This window comes from Bifidobacterium sp. ESL0769, from assembly GCF_029395495.1.
Taxonomy (GTDB): domain Bacteria; phylum Actinomycetota; class Actinomycetes; order Actinomycetales; family Bifidobacteriaceae; genus Bifidobacterium.
Genome location: NZ_CP113918.1, coordinates 243,937 through 260,543, shown reverse-complemented (window position 1 = coordinate 260,543; position 16,607 = coordinate 243,937). Strand labels below are relative to the sequence as shown.

At 57.4% G+C, this 16,607-nt stretch carries 11 protein-coding genes; 1 reads left to right on the top strand and 10 read right to left on the bottom strand.

The window, feature by feature from the left end; translation table 11 throughout:
* Positions 1-13: 13 nt before the first annotated feature.
* Entirely contained in the window at positions 14-910 is an 897-nt protein-coding gene (gene rsmI / locus OZX72_RS00930) for a 16S rRNA (cytidine(1402)-2'-O)-methyltransferase (RefSeq protein ID WP_277159319.1), read from the bottom strand.
* 210 nt (positions 911-1,120) lie between these two features.
* Here rsmI and OZX72_RS00925 point away from each other — a divergent pair, with 210 nt between their 5' ends.
* On the top strand, positions 1,121-1,945 hold the full coding sequence (locus OZX72_RS00925; protein WP_277158595.1) for an alpha/beta hydrolase: 825 nt from the start codon (positions 1,121-1,123) through the stop codon (positions 1,943-1,945).
* A 197-nt stretch (positions 1,946-2,142) separates the two neighbouring features.
* Here OZX72_RS00925 and xylA read toward each other — a convergent pair whose 3' ends face one another.
* The 9 genes from xylA to OZX72_RS00880 all read right to left on the bottom strand — a co-directional run bounded on the left by xylA (position 2,143) and on the right by OZX72_RS00880 (position 16,488).
* Entirely contained in the window at positions 2,143-3,486 is a 1,344-nt protein-coding gene (gene xylA, locus OZX72_RS00920; RefSeq protein WP_277158594.1) for a xylose isomerase, read from the bottom strand.
* A gap of 322 nt (positions 3,487-3,808) precedes the next feature.
* Complete coding sequence (locus OZX72_RS00915; protein ID WP_277158593.1) at positions 3,809-6,121, bottom strand: glycosyl hydrolase family 65 protein; 2,313 nt, start codon at positions 6,119-6,121, stop codon at positions 3,809-3,811.
* Positions 6,122-6,693: 572 nt separating this feature from the next.
* The gene (locus tag OZX72_RS00910; protein WP_277159318.1) at positions 6,694-7,836 is read right to left on the bottom strand and encodes a glycoside hydrolase family 172 protein; all 1,143 of its coding nucleotides are present in this window, start codon (positions 7,834-7,836) and stop codon (positions 6,694-6,696) included.
* Between the two features lie 318 nt (positions 7,837-8,154).
* Positions 8,155-8,955: a carbohydrate ABC transporter permease gene (locus tag OZX72_RS00905; protein WP_277159317.1), complete on the bottom strand. Its 801-nt coding sequence runs from the start codon at positions 8,953-8,955 to the stop codon at positions 8,155-8,157.
* Between the two features lie 255 nt (positions 8,956-9,210).
* Positions 9,211-10,149, bottom strand: coding sequence for a sugar ABC transporter permease (locus OZX72_RS00900; RefSeq protein ID WP_277158592.1), 939 nt, complete (start codon positions 10,147-10,149; stop codon positions 9,211-9,213).
* 135 nt (positions 10,150-10,284) lie between these two features.
* Complete coding sequence (locus tag OZX72_RS00895) at positions 10,285-11,592, bottom strand: ABC transporter substrate-binding protein (protein WP_277158591.1); 1,308 nt, start codon at positions 11,590-11,592, stop codon at positions 10,285-10,287.
* A gap of 216 nt (positions 11,593-11,808) precedes the next feature.
* Positions 11,809-12,903, bottom strand: coding sequence for a LacI family DNA-binding transcriptional regulator (locus tag OZX72_RS00890; RefSeq protein ID WP_277158590.1), 1,095 nt, complete (start codon positions 12,901-12,903; stop codon positions 11,809-11,811).
* Positions 12,904-13,090: 187 nt separating this feature from the next.
* Positions 13,091-14,137, bottom strand: coding sequence for a class C sortase (locus OZX72_RS00885; RefSeq protein WP_277158589.1), 1,047 nt, complete (start codon positions 14,135-14,137; stop codon positions 13,091-13,093).
* Positions 14,138-14,469: 332 nt separating this feature from the next.
* Complete coding sequence (locus tag OZX72_RS00880; RefSeq protein WP_277158588.1) at positions 14,470-16,488, bottom strand: isopeptide-forming domain-containing fimbrial protein; 2,019 nt, start codon at positions 16,486-16,488, stop codon at positions 14,470-14,472.
* Positions 16,489-16,607: the final 119 nt, after the last annotated feature.

The following is a 16,607-nucleotide window of genomic DNA, read 5'->3' as shown; positions in this document are numbered from 1 at the left end:
ATACTCGCTACCTTTATTTCAGCTTGAGGGCGGCGGCGTAGACGGCCTTACGGTTCGGGAGAGAACCGTCGGGAAGCGGGTGGGCTTTGACGACTTCGGCGATGGCGTCTTTGATGCGCTCGTTGGTTTTGGCGGCATGTTCGACGGCGAGCGCGGCAAGATCATCGACGCTTAGGACCGCTGCCGTGGCCTCGCCTGCTTTGAGCGCTTCGTCTTCGCTCGCGCCCGCGATAACCAGCACGATTTCACCGCGCGGCGGGTCGTCGACAACGGACTGATGGATTTCTTCGACGGTGCCACGGCGGATTTGCTCATAGTCTTTGGTGAGCTCGCGGCACAAGGCCATCGGACGGTTCGGGCCGAACATTTCCAGCAAATCGTCCATCGTTTCAGCAATGCGGTGCAACGTCTCGTAAAAAACAATGGTGCGCCGCTCCCCCTTGAGCGAGCGGAAGCGCTGGATGCGCTCGTTGTGCTTGCGCGGCACGAAGCCCTCGTAGCAGAAACGGTCGGTCGGCAGGCCGGAAAGCGCGAGCGCGTCGAGCACGGCGGACGGGCCGGGAGCGCAGGTCACGGGCAAATCGCGCTCGATGGCGCGACGAACGATGGCCACGCCCGGGTCGTTGACGGTGGGCATGCCCGCGTCCGAAACCACCAGCACGGTCGCACCACGTTCGACCTCATCGAGCAGGCCGTCGGCCTTCGCGCGCTCGTTGTGGTCGTGGTTGGCGACGACGCGCCCGCCGACATGAACGCCGAGCCGGTTCGCCAAATCGTAAAGCCGCCGCGTGTCCTCCGCCGCAACGATATCGGCACGTTCCAGCAGCGCTTTGAGTCTGGCCGAAGCATCCCCGACATTGCCGATCGGCGTGGCCGCCAATACCACCGTTCCCCGCGGAATGTCGACCATCACGCCATCTTCTGGCACCTCGCGTTCACCAGTCTCGTTTTCCGCGGATTCCATATCACTTGTTCCCATACTTCAAGTATCCATCACCACAATGACGCATAAAGCAAACCGTCGGGCAACCTTCCTAGAATCCGAAAGTAGACACCAACTGGCTTGACATCATTATCGATTAGACGCGAAACGGCCACTGGCCACGAAAAGGGGCACAATATGCAATACATTACTAAGACCATCAAAGGTATCGACGGCAGCGAGGCAACGCTGACTGGCTATATCATCGACAATTCCAAGGAAATCGACCCGGACCGTCGCCGCCCGGCGGTACTCATCTTCCCCGGCGGCGGGTTCAACAAGGTGACCGACCGCGAAGCCGAACCCATCGCCATGATGGCCGTAGGTGCGGGCGTGCAGGCGTTCGTGCTGCGCTATTCCATCACCCCTTCACGCTATCCGGTGCAGATGCTCGAAGGTGCCGAAGCCATGAAGATCATCCGCGAGAACGCCGAGGCCTGGCACATCGACCCCAAGGCCGTCACGGTCATCGGCTTCTCCTGCGGCGGCCAGCTTGCCGCCTCGATGGCCACAACCACTGGCGATGACGTGATGCGCGAAAACGGTTACGACCCCGACGAAGTGCGCGCCAACGGCCTTGCGCTGGGCTACTCCGTGCTCACCGCCGGCAAGTACACGCACGCGGGCACGGTCGACAAGCTGCTCGGCGAAAAGAAAACCGACCAGAAGATGCTCGACGAAATCTCCTGCGAAAAGCATGTGGATGCCAAGACGCCGACCACGTTCATCTGGCAGACCGTCACCGACGCCGTGGTTCCAGTGCAGAACTCGCTGCTCTTCATCAACGCCTGCATCGACGCCGGAGTACCCGTCGAAGCGCACATCTTCCCGCACGGCCCACACAGCCTGGCCCTCGCCACCGCCGAGACCGCCGCTGCCGGCAACGCCGCGCAGATCGAGCCAAGCGCCCAGGTCTGGCCGAGCCTCTGGGCCGCTTGGATCAAGCGCAACTTCGTAAAGTAATAGCGTAGACTTCAATCACGGAAAAGCCGGTCGCCAGATATTCCGTTTGGTGACCAGCTTTTTGTATATCATGAGTCCTCTTCACACGACCCATTTGACCTCAAAACGTGAGTTTGGCCGGTCACCCGTTTGGAGCGACCGGCCAAACTCACGAAGGAAGGAATATGAAACTATAAACGAGTTTGCTACTGTCAGCTTTACTCGCTCAGTGCCTCGATCATGTAGTTATTGATCGTAGCCTTAACGCTCTCGAGGTGATCGGAGTGCGTGGAGGCGATGAGTTCGCTCTGCGGCTTATCGATCGCATAATCCTCGAGGGTGGCCAGCGTGGCGGTGCCGTCTTCGACGGTCTTGCCGATGCCAGAATCGTAGGAGCTATAACGCTTAGAGACGAGATCCTCGATGTACTTGTCCTCGTGCATCTTGGCGGCGACCAGAAGGCCAGCGGCGAAAGAATCCATGCCCGCGATGTGGGTACGGAAGAGGTCTTCGGCTTCGAAGGAGCTGCGGCGCGGCTTGGCGTCAAAGTTCAGGCCACCGTGAGGGCCGATCTGGCCTTCGGCGAGGACTTCCCACATCACTGCGGTGGTCTCGTAGAGGTCGGTCGGGAACTCGTCCATATCCCAGCCGATGAGCTTGTCGCCCTGGTTGGCGTCCAGCGAGCCGAGCTCGCCGGCGTCACGCACGATGCGGATCTCGTGCTGGTAGGTGTGGGTGGCGAGGTTGGCGTGGTTGCCTTCGAGGTTGAGCTTGAAGGTGCCCATCAGGTCGTACTTCTGCAGGAACGAAATGGCGGTGGAAGCATCGAAGTCATACTGCAGGCTGCAGGGCTCCTTGGCCTTCGGCTCAATCAGGAACTGCGCGTTCATGCCGATTTCCTTGGCATAGTCCACGCACATGTGGAAGAACTCGGCCATATGGTCCTTTTCGCGGCCCATGTCGGTGTTCCAAAGGTTTTCGTAGCCTTCGCGACCACCCCAGAAGACGTAGTTTTCACCGCCGAGGCGCTTGCCGATCTCCAGGCTGTGCTTCAACTGCGCGGCCGAATAGGCGAAGATGTCAGCGAACGGCGAAGTCGAAGCGCCGTCGACGAAGCGCGGGTTGGTGAAAAGCGAAGAGGTGTTCCACAGCAGCTTGATGCCGGTGGACTTCATGTTCTCTTCAATCTTGTCAACCACACGATCGAGGTTGGCGTTGGTCTCGCGCAGGGTGTCGCCTTCCGGCGCAAGGTCGCGATCATGGAAGCAGAAATACTTCACGCCGAGCTTTTCGAACAGTTCGAAGGCATAATCGACCTTGGCAAGCGACTGATCCATCGGATCGGTGTACTTGTAATAAGGACGATGTGCAGTGCCATCGCCGAACGGATCGACGAGCTGCTGGTCGAAGGTGTGCCACCAAGCCACGGCGAAGCGCAGCCAATCCTTCATTGGCTTGCCGGCGACCACGCGATCAGCATCGTAATAGTGGAAACCAAGCTCTTCCTTGACTCCCTTGTCGTGTCCGACATATTGAATCTTGTCAACATCCCACAACCCCATAGGTTGCTCCTTTGCACACGTGCCGTCATCGCAGACGACATTGGTTAATTCGTTTCACTAATACCATATGACGATTTGTTCAATATGTCAAATCATTTAATTATTGAAATAATGCGATTTTCTCTTTATTCAGAACACTATTTTCAAATAATTATCCCTACGTTCAAATAGTACATGCCTATCAGCAAAAACGAAACCCGCCGCCTGCAATCACTCTTGCAAGTGGCGGATTTCATTTCCTATGAACAAGTTTGCTTCCCCAGCTATTCAACAATCCGGGAACGCAGTAGCGTCTTTCTACCGACTAAATACAGCCGCAGGTTCAGACCGTGCGAAGCTCGCCTTTGACCTGGAGCGTTACCGGGTCGCCGGAGACACGACGAACCGTAACGTCGCCATGGGTGACGGTGATGACCAAGCGCGAGCCATGAATGGTGAGCCGGTAGGTGAGGCTCTCCCACTCATTGGGCAAGTGCGGGTCAATCGAAAGCTCCTCGCCGCCCGAATCGCGCAAACCTCCGAAGCCGGCGACCACCGACATCCACACCCCGCCGGCCGAAGCCAGATGGATGCCGTCGGAGGTGTTGCTGTGTAGGTTGGCGACGTCGGCGTAAAGCGATTCCATAAAATACTGCATGGCCAGATCGCCATAGCCGACCTCGGCGGCCAGTATGCACTGCGAGGCCGCGGAAAGCGAAGAATCCCCGGTGGTCAGCGGGTCGTAGAAGTCGAAATCGCGGCGCTTGACGTCCAAACCGAAATTCGAGGAAAGCAGATAAAGCGCCAAGACCGTGTCCGTCTGCTTCAGCACACGACGACGGTAGATCACGATCGGATGATAATGAAGCAGCAGCGGGCGCTGTGTGTCATGTTCGAAATCCCAGGGCTCACGACGCAAGATGTCATCGTCCTGGAGGTGGACGCCAAGCTTTTTGTCATACGGAAGCTTCATCAGCTCGGCGACCTCGCGCCAATGCATCGATTCGCCGGGCTTGACGCCGAGGCGCTGAACCACGGCATTGAGTTCTTCGCCATCAAGCGACTCCAAAGCGTCCGCGGCCTTGCGCAGGTTGAATTGGGCCATGACGTTGGTGTAATAATTGTCGTCGACCAAAGCGGTGTATTCGTCGGGGCCGGTGACGGTGTTGATGTGGAAAGTGCCGTCCCAGCCCATGTAGCCGAGGCTTGCCCACATTCGCGCGGTCTCGACCAGAATGTCAATGCCCTCCGTGGCCAAGAACTCGTGGTCGCCGGTCACCGAAACGTACTGGTTGACGGCGTAGGCGATGTCCGCGTCGATATGGCATTGCGCGGTGCCGGCCTCGAAGAAGGCCGAAGCCTCCTCGCCGTTGATGCCGCGCCACGGGAAGAGCGCCCCTTCCACGCTCATCATACGGGCGCGCTTGCGGGCTGCCGGCAACATGCGGAAACGATAGGAAAGGATATCGCGGGCGCGCGCGGGGTTCGTATAGATAAGGAACGGGACGATATACGTTTCCGTGTCCCAGAAGTAGTGGCCGGAATAACCGGTGCCGCTCAAGCCCTTGGCCGACACGCCGTTGGCAACGGTCGCGGTGGCCTGCGCAAGCTCGAAAAGCTCCCAATGCATCGTCTGCTGGAGCCGTCCGTCGCCGCCATCGTCGATAGAGACATCCGATTCCTGCCAGAAACGCTCCAGCCACGCGCGCTGCTGATCCTGCAAACGTTCAAGCCCCTGGGCAACGGCCCAGTTCAAGGTTTCCGCGCAAAGTCTGATAAGCTCGGCGGAATTCTGCGTACCGATAGTGGAGACCTCAAGGCCTTTATCAACACCGATGGGATTGATGCGATATGTGTTATATGCGGCGTAACGCAGCACTTGTTTCTCGCCGCCGTCCGGCACTTTGACGTCGAATACTTCACGGATCATTTCGCCGTCAAGCTGCTGACAGAAGCCGACGCCCATCGTTAGGCCCGAATGCAGGCAGTGGAAGGCGCCGAAACTTTCGTTGGCCACGCCGCGGGAAATGGCGTCGACCTCGAGCTTGCGCAGACCGCCGTCGGCAATCAGATCGGCCTTGCGCGGGTCGACATCGCGGGAAACCACGGGGTGATCGGTGTTCATCTTGCCTTCGACGTGAACGTTCATGGCGCGTCCGTGGGCTTTGAATGTCAAGGTTGTGGCCATCAAATCGGCACGGAAAAGGCAGACCATCGTGACGATATCGATCTCAAGGCTCGCCCCGTCGCCAACCTCGTATGTGTAGGAACGGGTGGCAGTGCCCTCTTTGAAATCAAGACTCTGGCAGACTTGTCGCGGATCCGTGAGCTGTTTGCCGTTTACGGAAAATTGGAAATCCACGGTATCCGGCACGCCTTGCACGACCTGACCCACACGAGCGAAACCGTAAGCCTCCTCAGCATGGCGGATGGCGAAGGTCTCGTGGAAACCGCTCAGGAACGTGCCCGCACCGAGATTTCGGGGCGCACTGGCTTCGCCGCGTACGCCGATGGTGCCATTGGAAAGCGAAAACAGCGTCGCGCTCTCGGCGGTCGGCTTGCCATATTCGGTGAATTTCCACGGATCAATGGGATAACGGTCTGCATCCAGCGGGTCGTCTTGCAAGTCCAATTGCCGAATCTCGTTACTGTCCAACTCTTTCCTCCAACATAATGTCGCCTACCTGATGCCGTCTGACGACATTGCTCACGGTTGGCAGGGTCACGCACTTGGCCGCCCGCGATCTCAGCATCGCAAGAACGGCCAGCGCACGTTTACTGTTGGCAAGCATACTCCACACGGCGTAATGCTGCGGCCTACGAAACACCATGAGAACGTTAACGCAAAACCTTTGGCAGGATTGGGGCTTTGCCGCCGTCACTTCGGTCCGTCAACTTTCCGACCATTATCAAGGTGCATTATTCTGACGCTAGCGTCAAAAAAGCGCACTTTAGCACCCGCAAAACGCACTACCGAAGCACTACCGTCAGAAAAATGCACTCTGCTGTCACCCACCAAAGCGCACTTTCCTGACAACGTCCGCAAAAACACGCATCTTAGCACTTACAAAACGCACCATCCCGACACCACTGTACAAAAAGCGCACTTTGACACCGACAAAATGCACTATTCAGACACCACTGCCTAAGAGGTGCACTTTAGCACCCGCAAAACGCACTTTTAGGACAGTTAGGACAGTAGGGTAAAAGAGCGGATACAGGCCCCGCTCACCGAGGCTGACGGAAGTGGCGATCGCCGAGCGACGGGAATGGGGCGTGCGGCTCACGCTGGTACCAGTAAGCGACGCTGGCCACGTCGTCGGAACGCTCGAAAAGACCGGCTTCCTGGCTGCCGATCTGCTGGACGGTCACTCGCAAATCGCGTTCGAAATAAATCGGATCCGGGATATGCCAGCGATACATTCCGCGCATCACCGGCGTGGACTTGTCCCAGTAATCGCTTTCGCGGTTGCCGAGACTTTGCGAACGGAACGGGAAGCCGACGAACGGGGCGCAATAGGTCTGCTCGCGCATGTGATGATTTTCATCAAAAGTCGCGAAACTCCAGGCCCCTCCGAAATAATCCTCGGTGCCGGTGCTGGTGACGGTCGGGTAATCGGTGTCGCCATCGAGGTAGAACTTAACCTCGCCCTCGCCCCACCAACGGCTTTCTAGCGCCGTCAGCGCGAGGTAGGTGCCGACGTAAGTGCCTTGGCCGCGAACGCCGTCGAGAATCGTGTAATCCTGCTGTTCTTTAGTGACCCGTTCGCGGCGCCACTGGGCGTGGAAGCGCATCGCATCGGCCGGCAGTGCATCGTATTCGGTGTAATCAATCTGGTAGAAGAACGCCGGTACGTCCTCGTTGTGGTCGCTGCGCAACACGATTTTGGCATGTTCGAAAGGCATGGCGAAGTAGCAGTTGAAGCCACGGTTGGGGGCTACGACGATGGGCAAGGAATCGACGAAGCAATCCTGGGCGTGACCACAGCAGAAGAAGTCGCCAATCGGGCAGACCACAGACGGATTTTCCTCGCCATCCCAATAGAACTCAAGGATGAGGTTACGCAAAACGTTCGGGCCGGTGGGGCCGGTTTTGTCGGTTACGGTCATCCAGATATGGCGAATGACGCCGGGGCCGTCCACGTCCATCAACGTCACGGATTCACCGGCCGGCACAGTGCCCAAGCAGGGCGTTCCCTTGCGCGAAGGGCCAAGCTTGCCGGCACTCATCGCCGCCACGCCTTTGCCTCCCGTCGGATTTTCCGCGTTGACGCACCGCGAGCGCCCGCGTGAAGCCGTCGCCAACCCGTCAAGCATGCCGCCGCCGAAATCCCCGCACACGCTTAATCCTGCGCCCGGCTTTACCGACATTCCATTCATCTTTAAACCTTTCCTATTCCGCTATTCTCATTGGCGCTCAATTGATTAGGCCGCTTTACCAATATGACACTCTATCGCACCTTATTCCTGTCATGATTCGTACACAGTATGGTGGGGGTAAACGGACCAGTACTTGAACTCAGAGTCCGTTTACCTGCATCAAACGCATAAATCCACACAGTGCTGCTGGGAAACGGACCATAAAACTTTCCCGGAGTCCGTTTGCCAGCAGGAGCCCCCAAATGATCGCCAATACCAACGGCATATGCGCGGGACAGGCAATCGCTTAGCGGCAATCTCACTTCACTTTCACTTCACCGCGCCGGCAACGATGCCCTGGTTGAGCTTGCGCTGGAAGATGATGAAGAAGATGATGGTCGGGATGATGCTCAACAGCGATGCCGCAGCCAGGGTGGTCGCATCCATCGTGTGCTGGCCTTGCAGGGTGGCGAGCGCCAGCGGCACGGTCTGCACGTTGTCGTCCATCAGGAACGCCATCGGAATCATGTATTCGTTCCAGGTCCACACAAAGAAGAAGACGAACAGAACACTTATGGTGGACCACGAAATCGGCAGCACGACCTTGATCAGCGTCTCCCAACGGGTGGCGCCGTCAAGCGTGGCCGCCTCGAGAATGGCCTCCGGGAATGTGCCATAAACCGACGAAAGCAGATAGGTGCCGTACGCGCTTTGAATGATGGTGAAGATGACGACGATCGCCCATTGCGTGTTGTAGAGGCCGATGTGCTTGAACATGGTGTAAAGCGGGAAGAGCAGCGCTTCCTGCGGCATCATGTTGGCAAGCATGATCGCCAGGATGATCCAGCGATTGCCCTTGACCTTGCCGATGCCCAGCGCGAAGGAGTTGAGCACGGAAAGTACCACGCCCAAAACCGCGACAATCAGCGAGATCAGCAGAGAGTTGCCGAGTTTTACCGGGAAGTCGCTCATCTTCCAGAAGCCGACGATGCCACTCATCGTGGGATGCGCCGGCAGGGAAAGCGGGCCGGTGGCATTGTAATCGCCGATGGTCTTGAACGCGTTCATCGTCAGGATGATGATCGGGAAGAGCATGATCAGGGCACCGACGATCAGCAGAATCAGCGCCATCCAATCGCCCCACGACCTGATGTGCTTGGCCTTGTGGCTGACCTGTGCGGTTTGGCCTTGGCTTTGTTCCTGAGAGCCGTTCACAGCGGTTTTTACATTACTTTGAACGGCAGGTGCGCTGGCTTGCGCCATCCGCACGTAGCGCAAGCCGCGCGCGTTGCGTCGCACCGTTTTGATGGCCGCCGACTTGGCATTTGATTTGGCGGAGCTCATAGCGGCCGCCGATATTGTTGCTTCAGACATGTTGCACTCCCCTCAGTCGTCCATATTCTTCTCGACATGACCTTGGAAAATCGTGAACACCACGGAGAACACGATGATGACCAAGGTCAGCGAAGTCGAGATGGCGGCGCCGTAGCCGACCTGATGGATTTGGAAGAATTGGTTGTAGGAATAGTAGGACGGCACGATCGTCGTGGTGCCGGGGCCGCCTTTGGTCAGCAGGTAGACCGGGCCGAAGGTCTTCAACGCGCCGATGGTGGCGGTGAGGATGACGACCATCAGTTCCGGCATGATCGAAGGTAGGGTGACCACGCGGAACTTCTGCCACCAGTTCGCACCGTCAAGCCCTGCGGCTTCGTAAAGCTCCGGGTCGACGCGCTGCAGGCCGGACATGAAAATCACAATCGGATAGCCCAGCTGAATCCAAATAAGGATGAACATCAGGCTTGGCAGGGCGAGTTTCGGGTTGCCGAGCCAGTTGATGGCCACCGAACCGCTGGTGAATTTGGCGATGAGGGCATTAATCGCGCCGTCGTCCGGGCGGAAGATCCAGCCCATGATGATGGCGGCCACAGCGACCGGCAGCAGCTGCGGAAGATAATAGAGCGCGCGGATGAACGAGGCCGTTTTGGAACCGAACTTCTTCTGGATGACGTCGGTCAGCACAGAGGAAATAAGCAGGCCGAGGATGGTCGGGATGACCACGATGGCCACGATGATCCAGAACGAATTGAGGAACGATTTCCAGAACGTGGCATCGCCCATCAGCCTGATCCAGTTCTTGGGTCCGATGAACTTCATCGGCCCGACACCGCGCCAACGCGTGAAACTCAGGCAAACGTTCCACAGGAACGGCACGATGATAATGACCGCAAGCCCCAGCACGCCGGGGATGAGGTAGGGAATGAATTTCGAGGATTTATTGCCGGGAAGGCGCGACATCGCAGGCCTCTTGGCTTTGTCTTTTTGCATTACAACCTCCTTGGAAGTAATGAAATTGAATTTACGATTGGATGATTGAGACGAACGGAACGCTCAGGCTAATCGGAGTAACCAGAACATTCGAGACGGAACGCATGAAACTCGGACCGAAAGCGCAACCGCCGCTCAGTCCTTAAAGCCCATGTCGACCACGCCGGTGTCGTAGGACTTGTGGAGCGAGGCGAGCACCTGCTTGGGCGTCTCGGTGCCGTTGACCAGCTCCTGGAACTGCGCGGAGATGTCGTCGGTCAGGTTCGAGGCCGGATAATCCGGGTAGTAGGAAAGGGCGCCTTTCTTGGAATACTGGGAATATTCCTTAATCATCTCCTGGTTCTTCACGTTGGTGATCTTGCTCATGTCGGCGGCCAGCGGGATGCCACCGGCGTTGCCGATACCGTCCTGGTTTTCCACGGAAAGTACGTTGTTGAGCAACTTCGCGGCGAGGTCCTTATGATGCGACTTGGTGGGGATGGTCAGAAGGTTGCCGGTGCAGCCCTGCAGCATCTTGGTGCCCGGCAGCGCGGCCGCGGTCCATTCGAAGTTCTTGACCTGGTCAATGAAACGGCTTTGGTTCCACGTACCGGTCTGGTAAATCGGATATTGCCCGCCTTTGATGAAGGAGTTCGTGGTGTCTTCGGCCTTGAGGCCGGTGGCGCTGCGCGAGATATAGCCTTCCTTGACCCAGTCATTGATGGTGTTGGTGGCGTAGGTCAGCGGTTCGGCGTTCCAATTGACATCATGCTTGTACATCTGCCAATCGTCGATGAACCCCTTGTCGGCCTTCGTGCCCACCAGCGACCACCAAAGCCACATCACGCCGTATTCCTGCGCGTCTGCGGCAATCGGGGTGATGCCATGTGATTTGAACTGTTTGCATGCCTGCTCGAACTCGGCCATCGTGGTGGGAATCTTGATACCGTATTTGTCGAACATCGTCTTGTTGTAATACACACGCTGGTATTCGGCGTAGCTCGGCAGACCGACCCACTTGGTGCCATCCATGATGCCCATCGCATCGTACTTGGCGATCGAGGCATCGGCCTTGGTGATCTTCTTGTCCCAGCCGTATTTCTTGACGTAGGGCTTCAGGTCGCTCAAAAGCTCCATCGAGGAAAGCATCCCCGCCGAACCGTTGCCGCGGTTGGATTCCATGATATCGGGAGCCTGGTTCGAGTCGAGGAACTGGCTGGAGTTCTGCGCGATCTGGGTAAAGGACTTGACCTCGAATCTCACCTTGACGCCGGTCTGCTTGGTGAACTGGTCGGCCGCCTTCTTCCACGCCTCGGTCTGGGCCGCGGTCGGCAGGTCATAATACCAGAACGAAATGCTTTGCGGATGCGCGTCGTCCTGGGCGTTGCTCGACCCACAGGCCGAAAGCGCCGTCAACGAAAGCACCGCCGCGAGCGCTGTCGCGACAATCTTCCTTATCTTCATCTTTCCTCCTTGAAAATTTATAGACGAATGGAATTATGTAACTAATAATCGAAACGTTTCGATTCATGGGACGATGAAACACGCTTTATTTTTTTCACGTATTCCTTGCCCCATTGAAAGGCGGAATCAAAGCTCACAGCCGTACCGAGCCCTCATCCCTGAAAAGCTCGTCGGCCGAGCGCCGATTCTTTACTCACCTCGACGTTTGGTATCGATTCAATCCATAAGTTCCCCTTCCAGGTCCCTGCTTTTGCGAGCAGAAGCGATTGGTCTCGAAGTTGAAATTTCAGCGTCCGTCGGCGCTGCGGCAAGCGAGCCACGATTGATGAATTTCGGATCGATTAGCGTCACTTCCCCGGCGATGTTCTGCCGGTGCTCGATGGCAGAAATCAGCGAGCCCATGGCTATTGAGCAAAGCCGTTCCGGTTCGAACGGCTCCTCGCTGACCGGCCGACGCATCGGTTCGTCGCGCAGGAACGTGCCGCAGGAAAGTACGGAAATATCGTCGGGAATCTTCAGACCGGCAGCCATCAGAGCCGTAACCGCGAGGTTCAGGATATTGACTCCTGACTGACTGACCAAAGCTGTCGGCCGGGGGCTTTGGGCGAGCATGTCACCCACGAATTTTCTGGCGTCGAATGTCGCGTTGTCGACCGGACCGGATTCGAAGACCTTGAGACCGATTTCGTCGGCGCGAGCAAGGAACGCGTTGCGGAAGAGCAGCACATAACCGGCGTGACGCGCATAATCGATTTCCTGGGCCCGCAGGAAGGCGACCTGCCGATGCCCCAGCCCAAAAAGCCTGTCGGCGCTGCGAGCGCCCATCTTGGCAAAATCGATGTCGATGCACGCGCAATCCTTGTGGTTCTCGGGCAGCCCGATGGCCACGCACGGCTTGTGGTAGCGGAAGGCCTGCGCCGCACGCGCGTCGCGTTCCTCGACGTCGAGCAGGAGCACTCCGTCAACGAGATTGCTGTGCGTCACGCGTTCGATGTCGGAGACGGCATCGGCGCCGGTGAGCAGCAACACGTCATACCCGGCAGCCCTGGCCTGCCAAGCAGACTGCATGAAGTACGCGTTGTATTGCATCTGGTTCATGCCCTCGTGCATCGGCTCGCTGATGGCGATGATGTGGTTCAACTGCCCGCGCATCTTCTGCGCGCTGGCGTCGGGAATGTAACCGAGCTCGTCGATGGCCTTCAGGACCTTGTCGGTGGTTTTCGAGGAGATGGAGCGCTTACCGGAAAGCACGTAGGAAACGGTGGAAACGGATACTCCCGCGGCTTTCGCAACGTCCTTGATGCCAGCCATGCGCCGCCTCCTTTACCGTGCACGTAGCGCCGGGCTTTACCCGGCTCATGTTTCAACGTTCGTGATTTCAGATAATTTTCGTCGAAACGTTTCGAAACTATTCGTTAGTTTAAACAAAGTCCATCACAATGTCAATTCTGGTTGCTTGAACGTTTCTCGCCGTTCTACCCAATTTCAAGAGCCTGCATCAATCGCTGTGAGGCTCCGTCGGATGCAAAGCGGCGCGACGGCGACGCTGCCAGAAGCGCGGTGGCTGGCCAGCGATAAGCGCGTGGCGAATCGGGCGCGGCTTCTTATGACGCACTCTCGTCACGGTCACCCCGATGAGAAATATGGTCAGGCCGGTGACGATGCCGTTCAAAATACCGTCGTTCTGGGTGTGGTCGAGGTCGGGAATCGGCTCAGGAATGGAACGCCGGCTTCCGGTGATGATCAGCCGCTCAGTGTTGATGCCGTACGGCGTGCAGGTCATAAGCGTCACCAAGTCCTGACCCGGCACGATTTTGTAGAGGTGGGTGTCGGTCGGTTGGATGATATGGATGCCGGTAACCAGGTAGCCCATGGTGCGGTGCAGTGTCTGGATATAAAAGAAATCGCCCTTTTTGAGCTCGTCGAGCCGGGTGAACAGCAGCGCTCCCGGCAAGCCGCTGTGCCCGCTCAGGACGGCATTGGTCGAAGCGCCGCCGACCGGCAGGCTGGTGTTGTAAAGGTGGCCGGCCCCGTGACGCAGGACTTCATCGGAGGTGCCGTGGAAAATCGGCATTCGTATCGAGACCTTGGGGATGCGGATGGTGCCCATCATCCCGGTGCCGTCGTTGAGCAGTGAATTATAGGTCGCGTCCCTTTCACTTAGCGGCTTGCCGAGGTCCGCGCCTTTGGCGAAGGGATCGGTGTATTCGCCGAGCGTCGCCTGCCCGCCCGCCGCGATCTTGCGGTTATAGGCCTGCGCCTTGGCATATTCATCGGCGATCTTGCCTTGTGGCCAGGAATCTATACGCGCGTTGCTGCTCTCGGTCATCTCGCGTTCGAGATTCATGTCGGAAAGCCAGCGCACCGGGAACCATGCCAAGGCCACGAGAAGCGCCACGACGAAAATGGCGATGAGGGCATCGACGGTAAGAATCACCGTGTGGCGAAGCCGGTCCTTCTGCTCTTCCGGCTTGTTCAGAACGGCATCGAAAGAGGTGTCCGGCAACGACGACCGGCCCGCTTCCTCTCCGTTCGACGGCACCATGGATAACCTCCTTTTAGGCAAGGGTAGCGCGGGGTTGACGAGCCGCAAGAAGGCTCAACAATTGGCATAACGACAGTATTATCGGCAGATTGATTAAAAAATTTATTGACAAGATTACTGGCAGGTTATTGGCAGGTCCGCGCAAACTCGAATCGACGGAACAATCCGACGAACCAAGACATGGCAATGGCAAGAAAAACGCAACCACATCGGGTCACGCCTTTCTTGCCATTACTTCAGTGAACCATCACTTTCGAGCAAGTTTCAATGAAACGTAATTTTGCGATTCACGAAACCAGCCGCGAAAGCAATGCCCTATCGGGCTGATTGGCTCACTCGTCTGACTTATTGAGCTTGCGACGGGTCATCACGAGCGCTGCGACGATCATGGCGAGCACCACGATCAACAGAAGCATCATCAGGATGCCCACACCACCGGTCAAAGGCAGCTGCGAAATCGAGTTGATGTTCTTGACGACCACAGCACCATCGGTGCCAGTCATGGAGACTGCCTTCAGGTCCGCAGCGACAGGCGGGGTGGCGGAGTTATCCGCAAGCGTTCCGATCGGATCGATGAGCCCGAAGACGCTGTCCTTCGTGTTGGCAAATTTCGCGATTGAGGCATCGTTGCTATCCCCGCCGATCTGCACATCCGTGGACGGCATGAACGTGGAGGAATAGCCATTCGGGGCACCGGTTTCCTTAAGCGTATAGACGCCATCGCCGAGGCCATCGATCGCCAACTCGCCGTTGGTGGTCGGCACATCGGTAAGGGTCGTCGTCGAAGTGACGCTGGCACTGGAATCATAAACCTTCAGATCGGCGCTTGCGCTACTCGTCGAGCTCTGATCGGCGGCCTTCTTGTAAACGCCGTTGCCTTGGTTGATGAACTTGATCGCAGTGTTTTCGCCCTTCTTGGTCAACTGGAAGGTCGCGCCCACCAGACCCGTGCCATCGGACTTCTTCTGCTTTTTAACATCGAAATGATAGAAGTAGGTTTTGGCATCGGTCGAACCGTTGGTGCCATCCAAGCTGTTGTCGCTGGTGACAGCGCCATTACCGCAAGAAACCGTTGTAGGCACGCAGCTCGTAACATTGCCGGAGGTGGTGTCGGTAGCCGGGGTATTGCTCGTCGTAGGCTGCTTTCCAGGGGTGTTGTCGCTGGAATACGCGAGCGTCACACCGTTCTTCAGAGGCTGTCCGCTCACCGCGTGGTCGTTGACCTTCAACGCATAGGTGATGTCGATTGCTTTCTGATAGGTCTGATTCATGATGGAAGGCGTCAAATCGAAGATGATATGGGTCGTGTTTCCATCACCGTCTTCAGAATGGGCCACCGTGTAATCCCCAGGTGAATGCAGCGTAGTGCCACCAACGGTTACCACGGGATCGACGTCGGAGTCATAGGTCAGGCCAACGCCCGGGTGATCGGTCATGGTGAAGATGTAGTGATCGTAGCCGGTGGTCAGAGGAACCGTACTGGTCAGCTCATAGTGCACCACACCGCCGATCGAAGTGTCGTTGGTGGCGTGCGTATCGATGGCCTTCTTGACCGTAGGCACGTCGTTCTTCATCTCGACTTGGCCCAAAGTCTGGCTTCCGAGCAAGGTGTAGTCCTTGCTGTTGTAGGTGATTCCGGTGCTCACGAGCATCGGGATGGCGTTCCTCAAAGCCGTACCGCTCGAGGCCGGCTGCGGCGTCGTATCCACGACGACGTAGATACCTGGAGAACTCACCGGAATGGTCGCCGAATAAGCGGGGTCCGTGCCTGCAACGGCGGTCACCGCACTGCCGGCTGCCACCATATCGATGAACTTCTGATGCGAGCCGTTCTCGGTAGTGCTCTTCATCAGAGCGGTGACGAAGGCACGTAATTTGCCGTTCCAGCCTTGCTTGTCAGGCGAGACCGCAGAGCCGGTATTCGACGTGGTATCAGAGGAACCGGTGGCAGCGTAGCCGAGCCATTTCGAAGCGACTTCACCGACCGGGTTGCCGTCATAGCCGGTATCCGCAGCGCTGCTGCCCTTTGCAACGCTCAAAGCGTCGGTGGCAGCGGCCTTGACGTCGGAGGTGGTACCTACGGAAACCGAGGTCAACGTGCCTGGCGTGGAACCACTGGGTGTGGTGTCATCATACTGGGCGGTGAGATAATCGCCGATTTTCACGGCGACGAACTGGTGGCCGGCCATATTGGTTTTATTGCCGTTGATGACGATGCTCGGCGCAGTGGCACCGGACATGTTCATGGTCTGCGTCGCCGCATTGGCGACACCGCTTAACGGCGAGAACGCCAACAACGTGGCCGCCGCAATCGCGCCTGCTGCCAGCGCGCGAAGTTTTTTGCTACTCATAATTGGGTTAGCCCTTTCTTTCTTGTTCAATCCCCTTTACAAGATTGAAATATTGCTTTTTGTTCGGTTAAGTTATGAAATCCTATGTTCCGTAGCCTTTCGGGCTCGGTCTGCAACGC

Coding starts and splice junctions, on each gene's coding strand:
- rsmI (WP_277159319.1), bottom strand. CDS start 910: ATGGTCGACATTCCGCGGGGAACGGTGGTATTGGCGGCCACGCCGATC.
- OZX72_RS00925 (WP_277158595.1), top strand. CDS start 1,121: ATGCAATACATTACTAAGACCATCAAAGGTATCGACGGCAGCGAGGCA.
- xylA (WP_277158594.1), bottom strand. CDS start 3,486: ATGGGGTTGTGGGATGTTGACAAGATTCAATATGTCGGACACGACAAG.
- OZX72_RS00910 (WP_277159318.1), bottom strand. CDS start 7,836: ATGTCGGTAAAGCCGGGCGCAGGATTAAGCGTGTGCGGGGATTTCGGC.
- OZX72_RS00905 (WP_277159317.1), bottom strand. CDS start 8,955: ATGGCGCTGATTCTGCTGATCGTCGGTGCCCTGATCATGCTCTTCCCG.
- OZX72_RS00900 (WP_277158592.1), bottom strand. CDS start 10,149: ATGCAAAAAGACAAAGCCAAGAGGCCTGCGATGTCGCGCCTTCCCGGC.
- OZX72_RS00895 (WP_277158591.1), bottom strand. CDS start 11,592: ATGAAGATAAGGAAGATTGTCGCGACAGCGCTCGCGGCGGTGCTTTCG.
- OZX72_RS00890 (WP_277158590.1), bottom strand. CDS start 12,903: ATGGCTGGCATCAAGGACGTTGCGAAAGCCGCGGGAGTATCCGTTTCC.
- OZX72_RS00885 (WP_277158589.1), bottom strand. CDS start 14,137: ATGGTGCCGTCGAACGGAGAGGAAGCGGGCCGGTCGTCGTTGCCGGAC.
- OZX72_RS00880 (WP_277158588.1), bottom strand. CDS start 16,488: ATGAGTAGCAAAAAACTTCGCGCGCTGGCAGCAGGCGCGATTGCGGCG.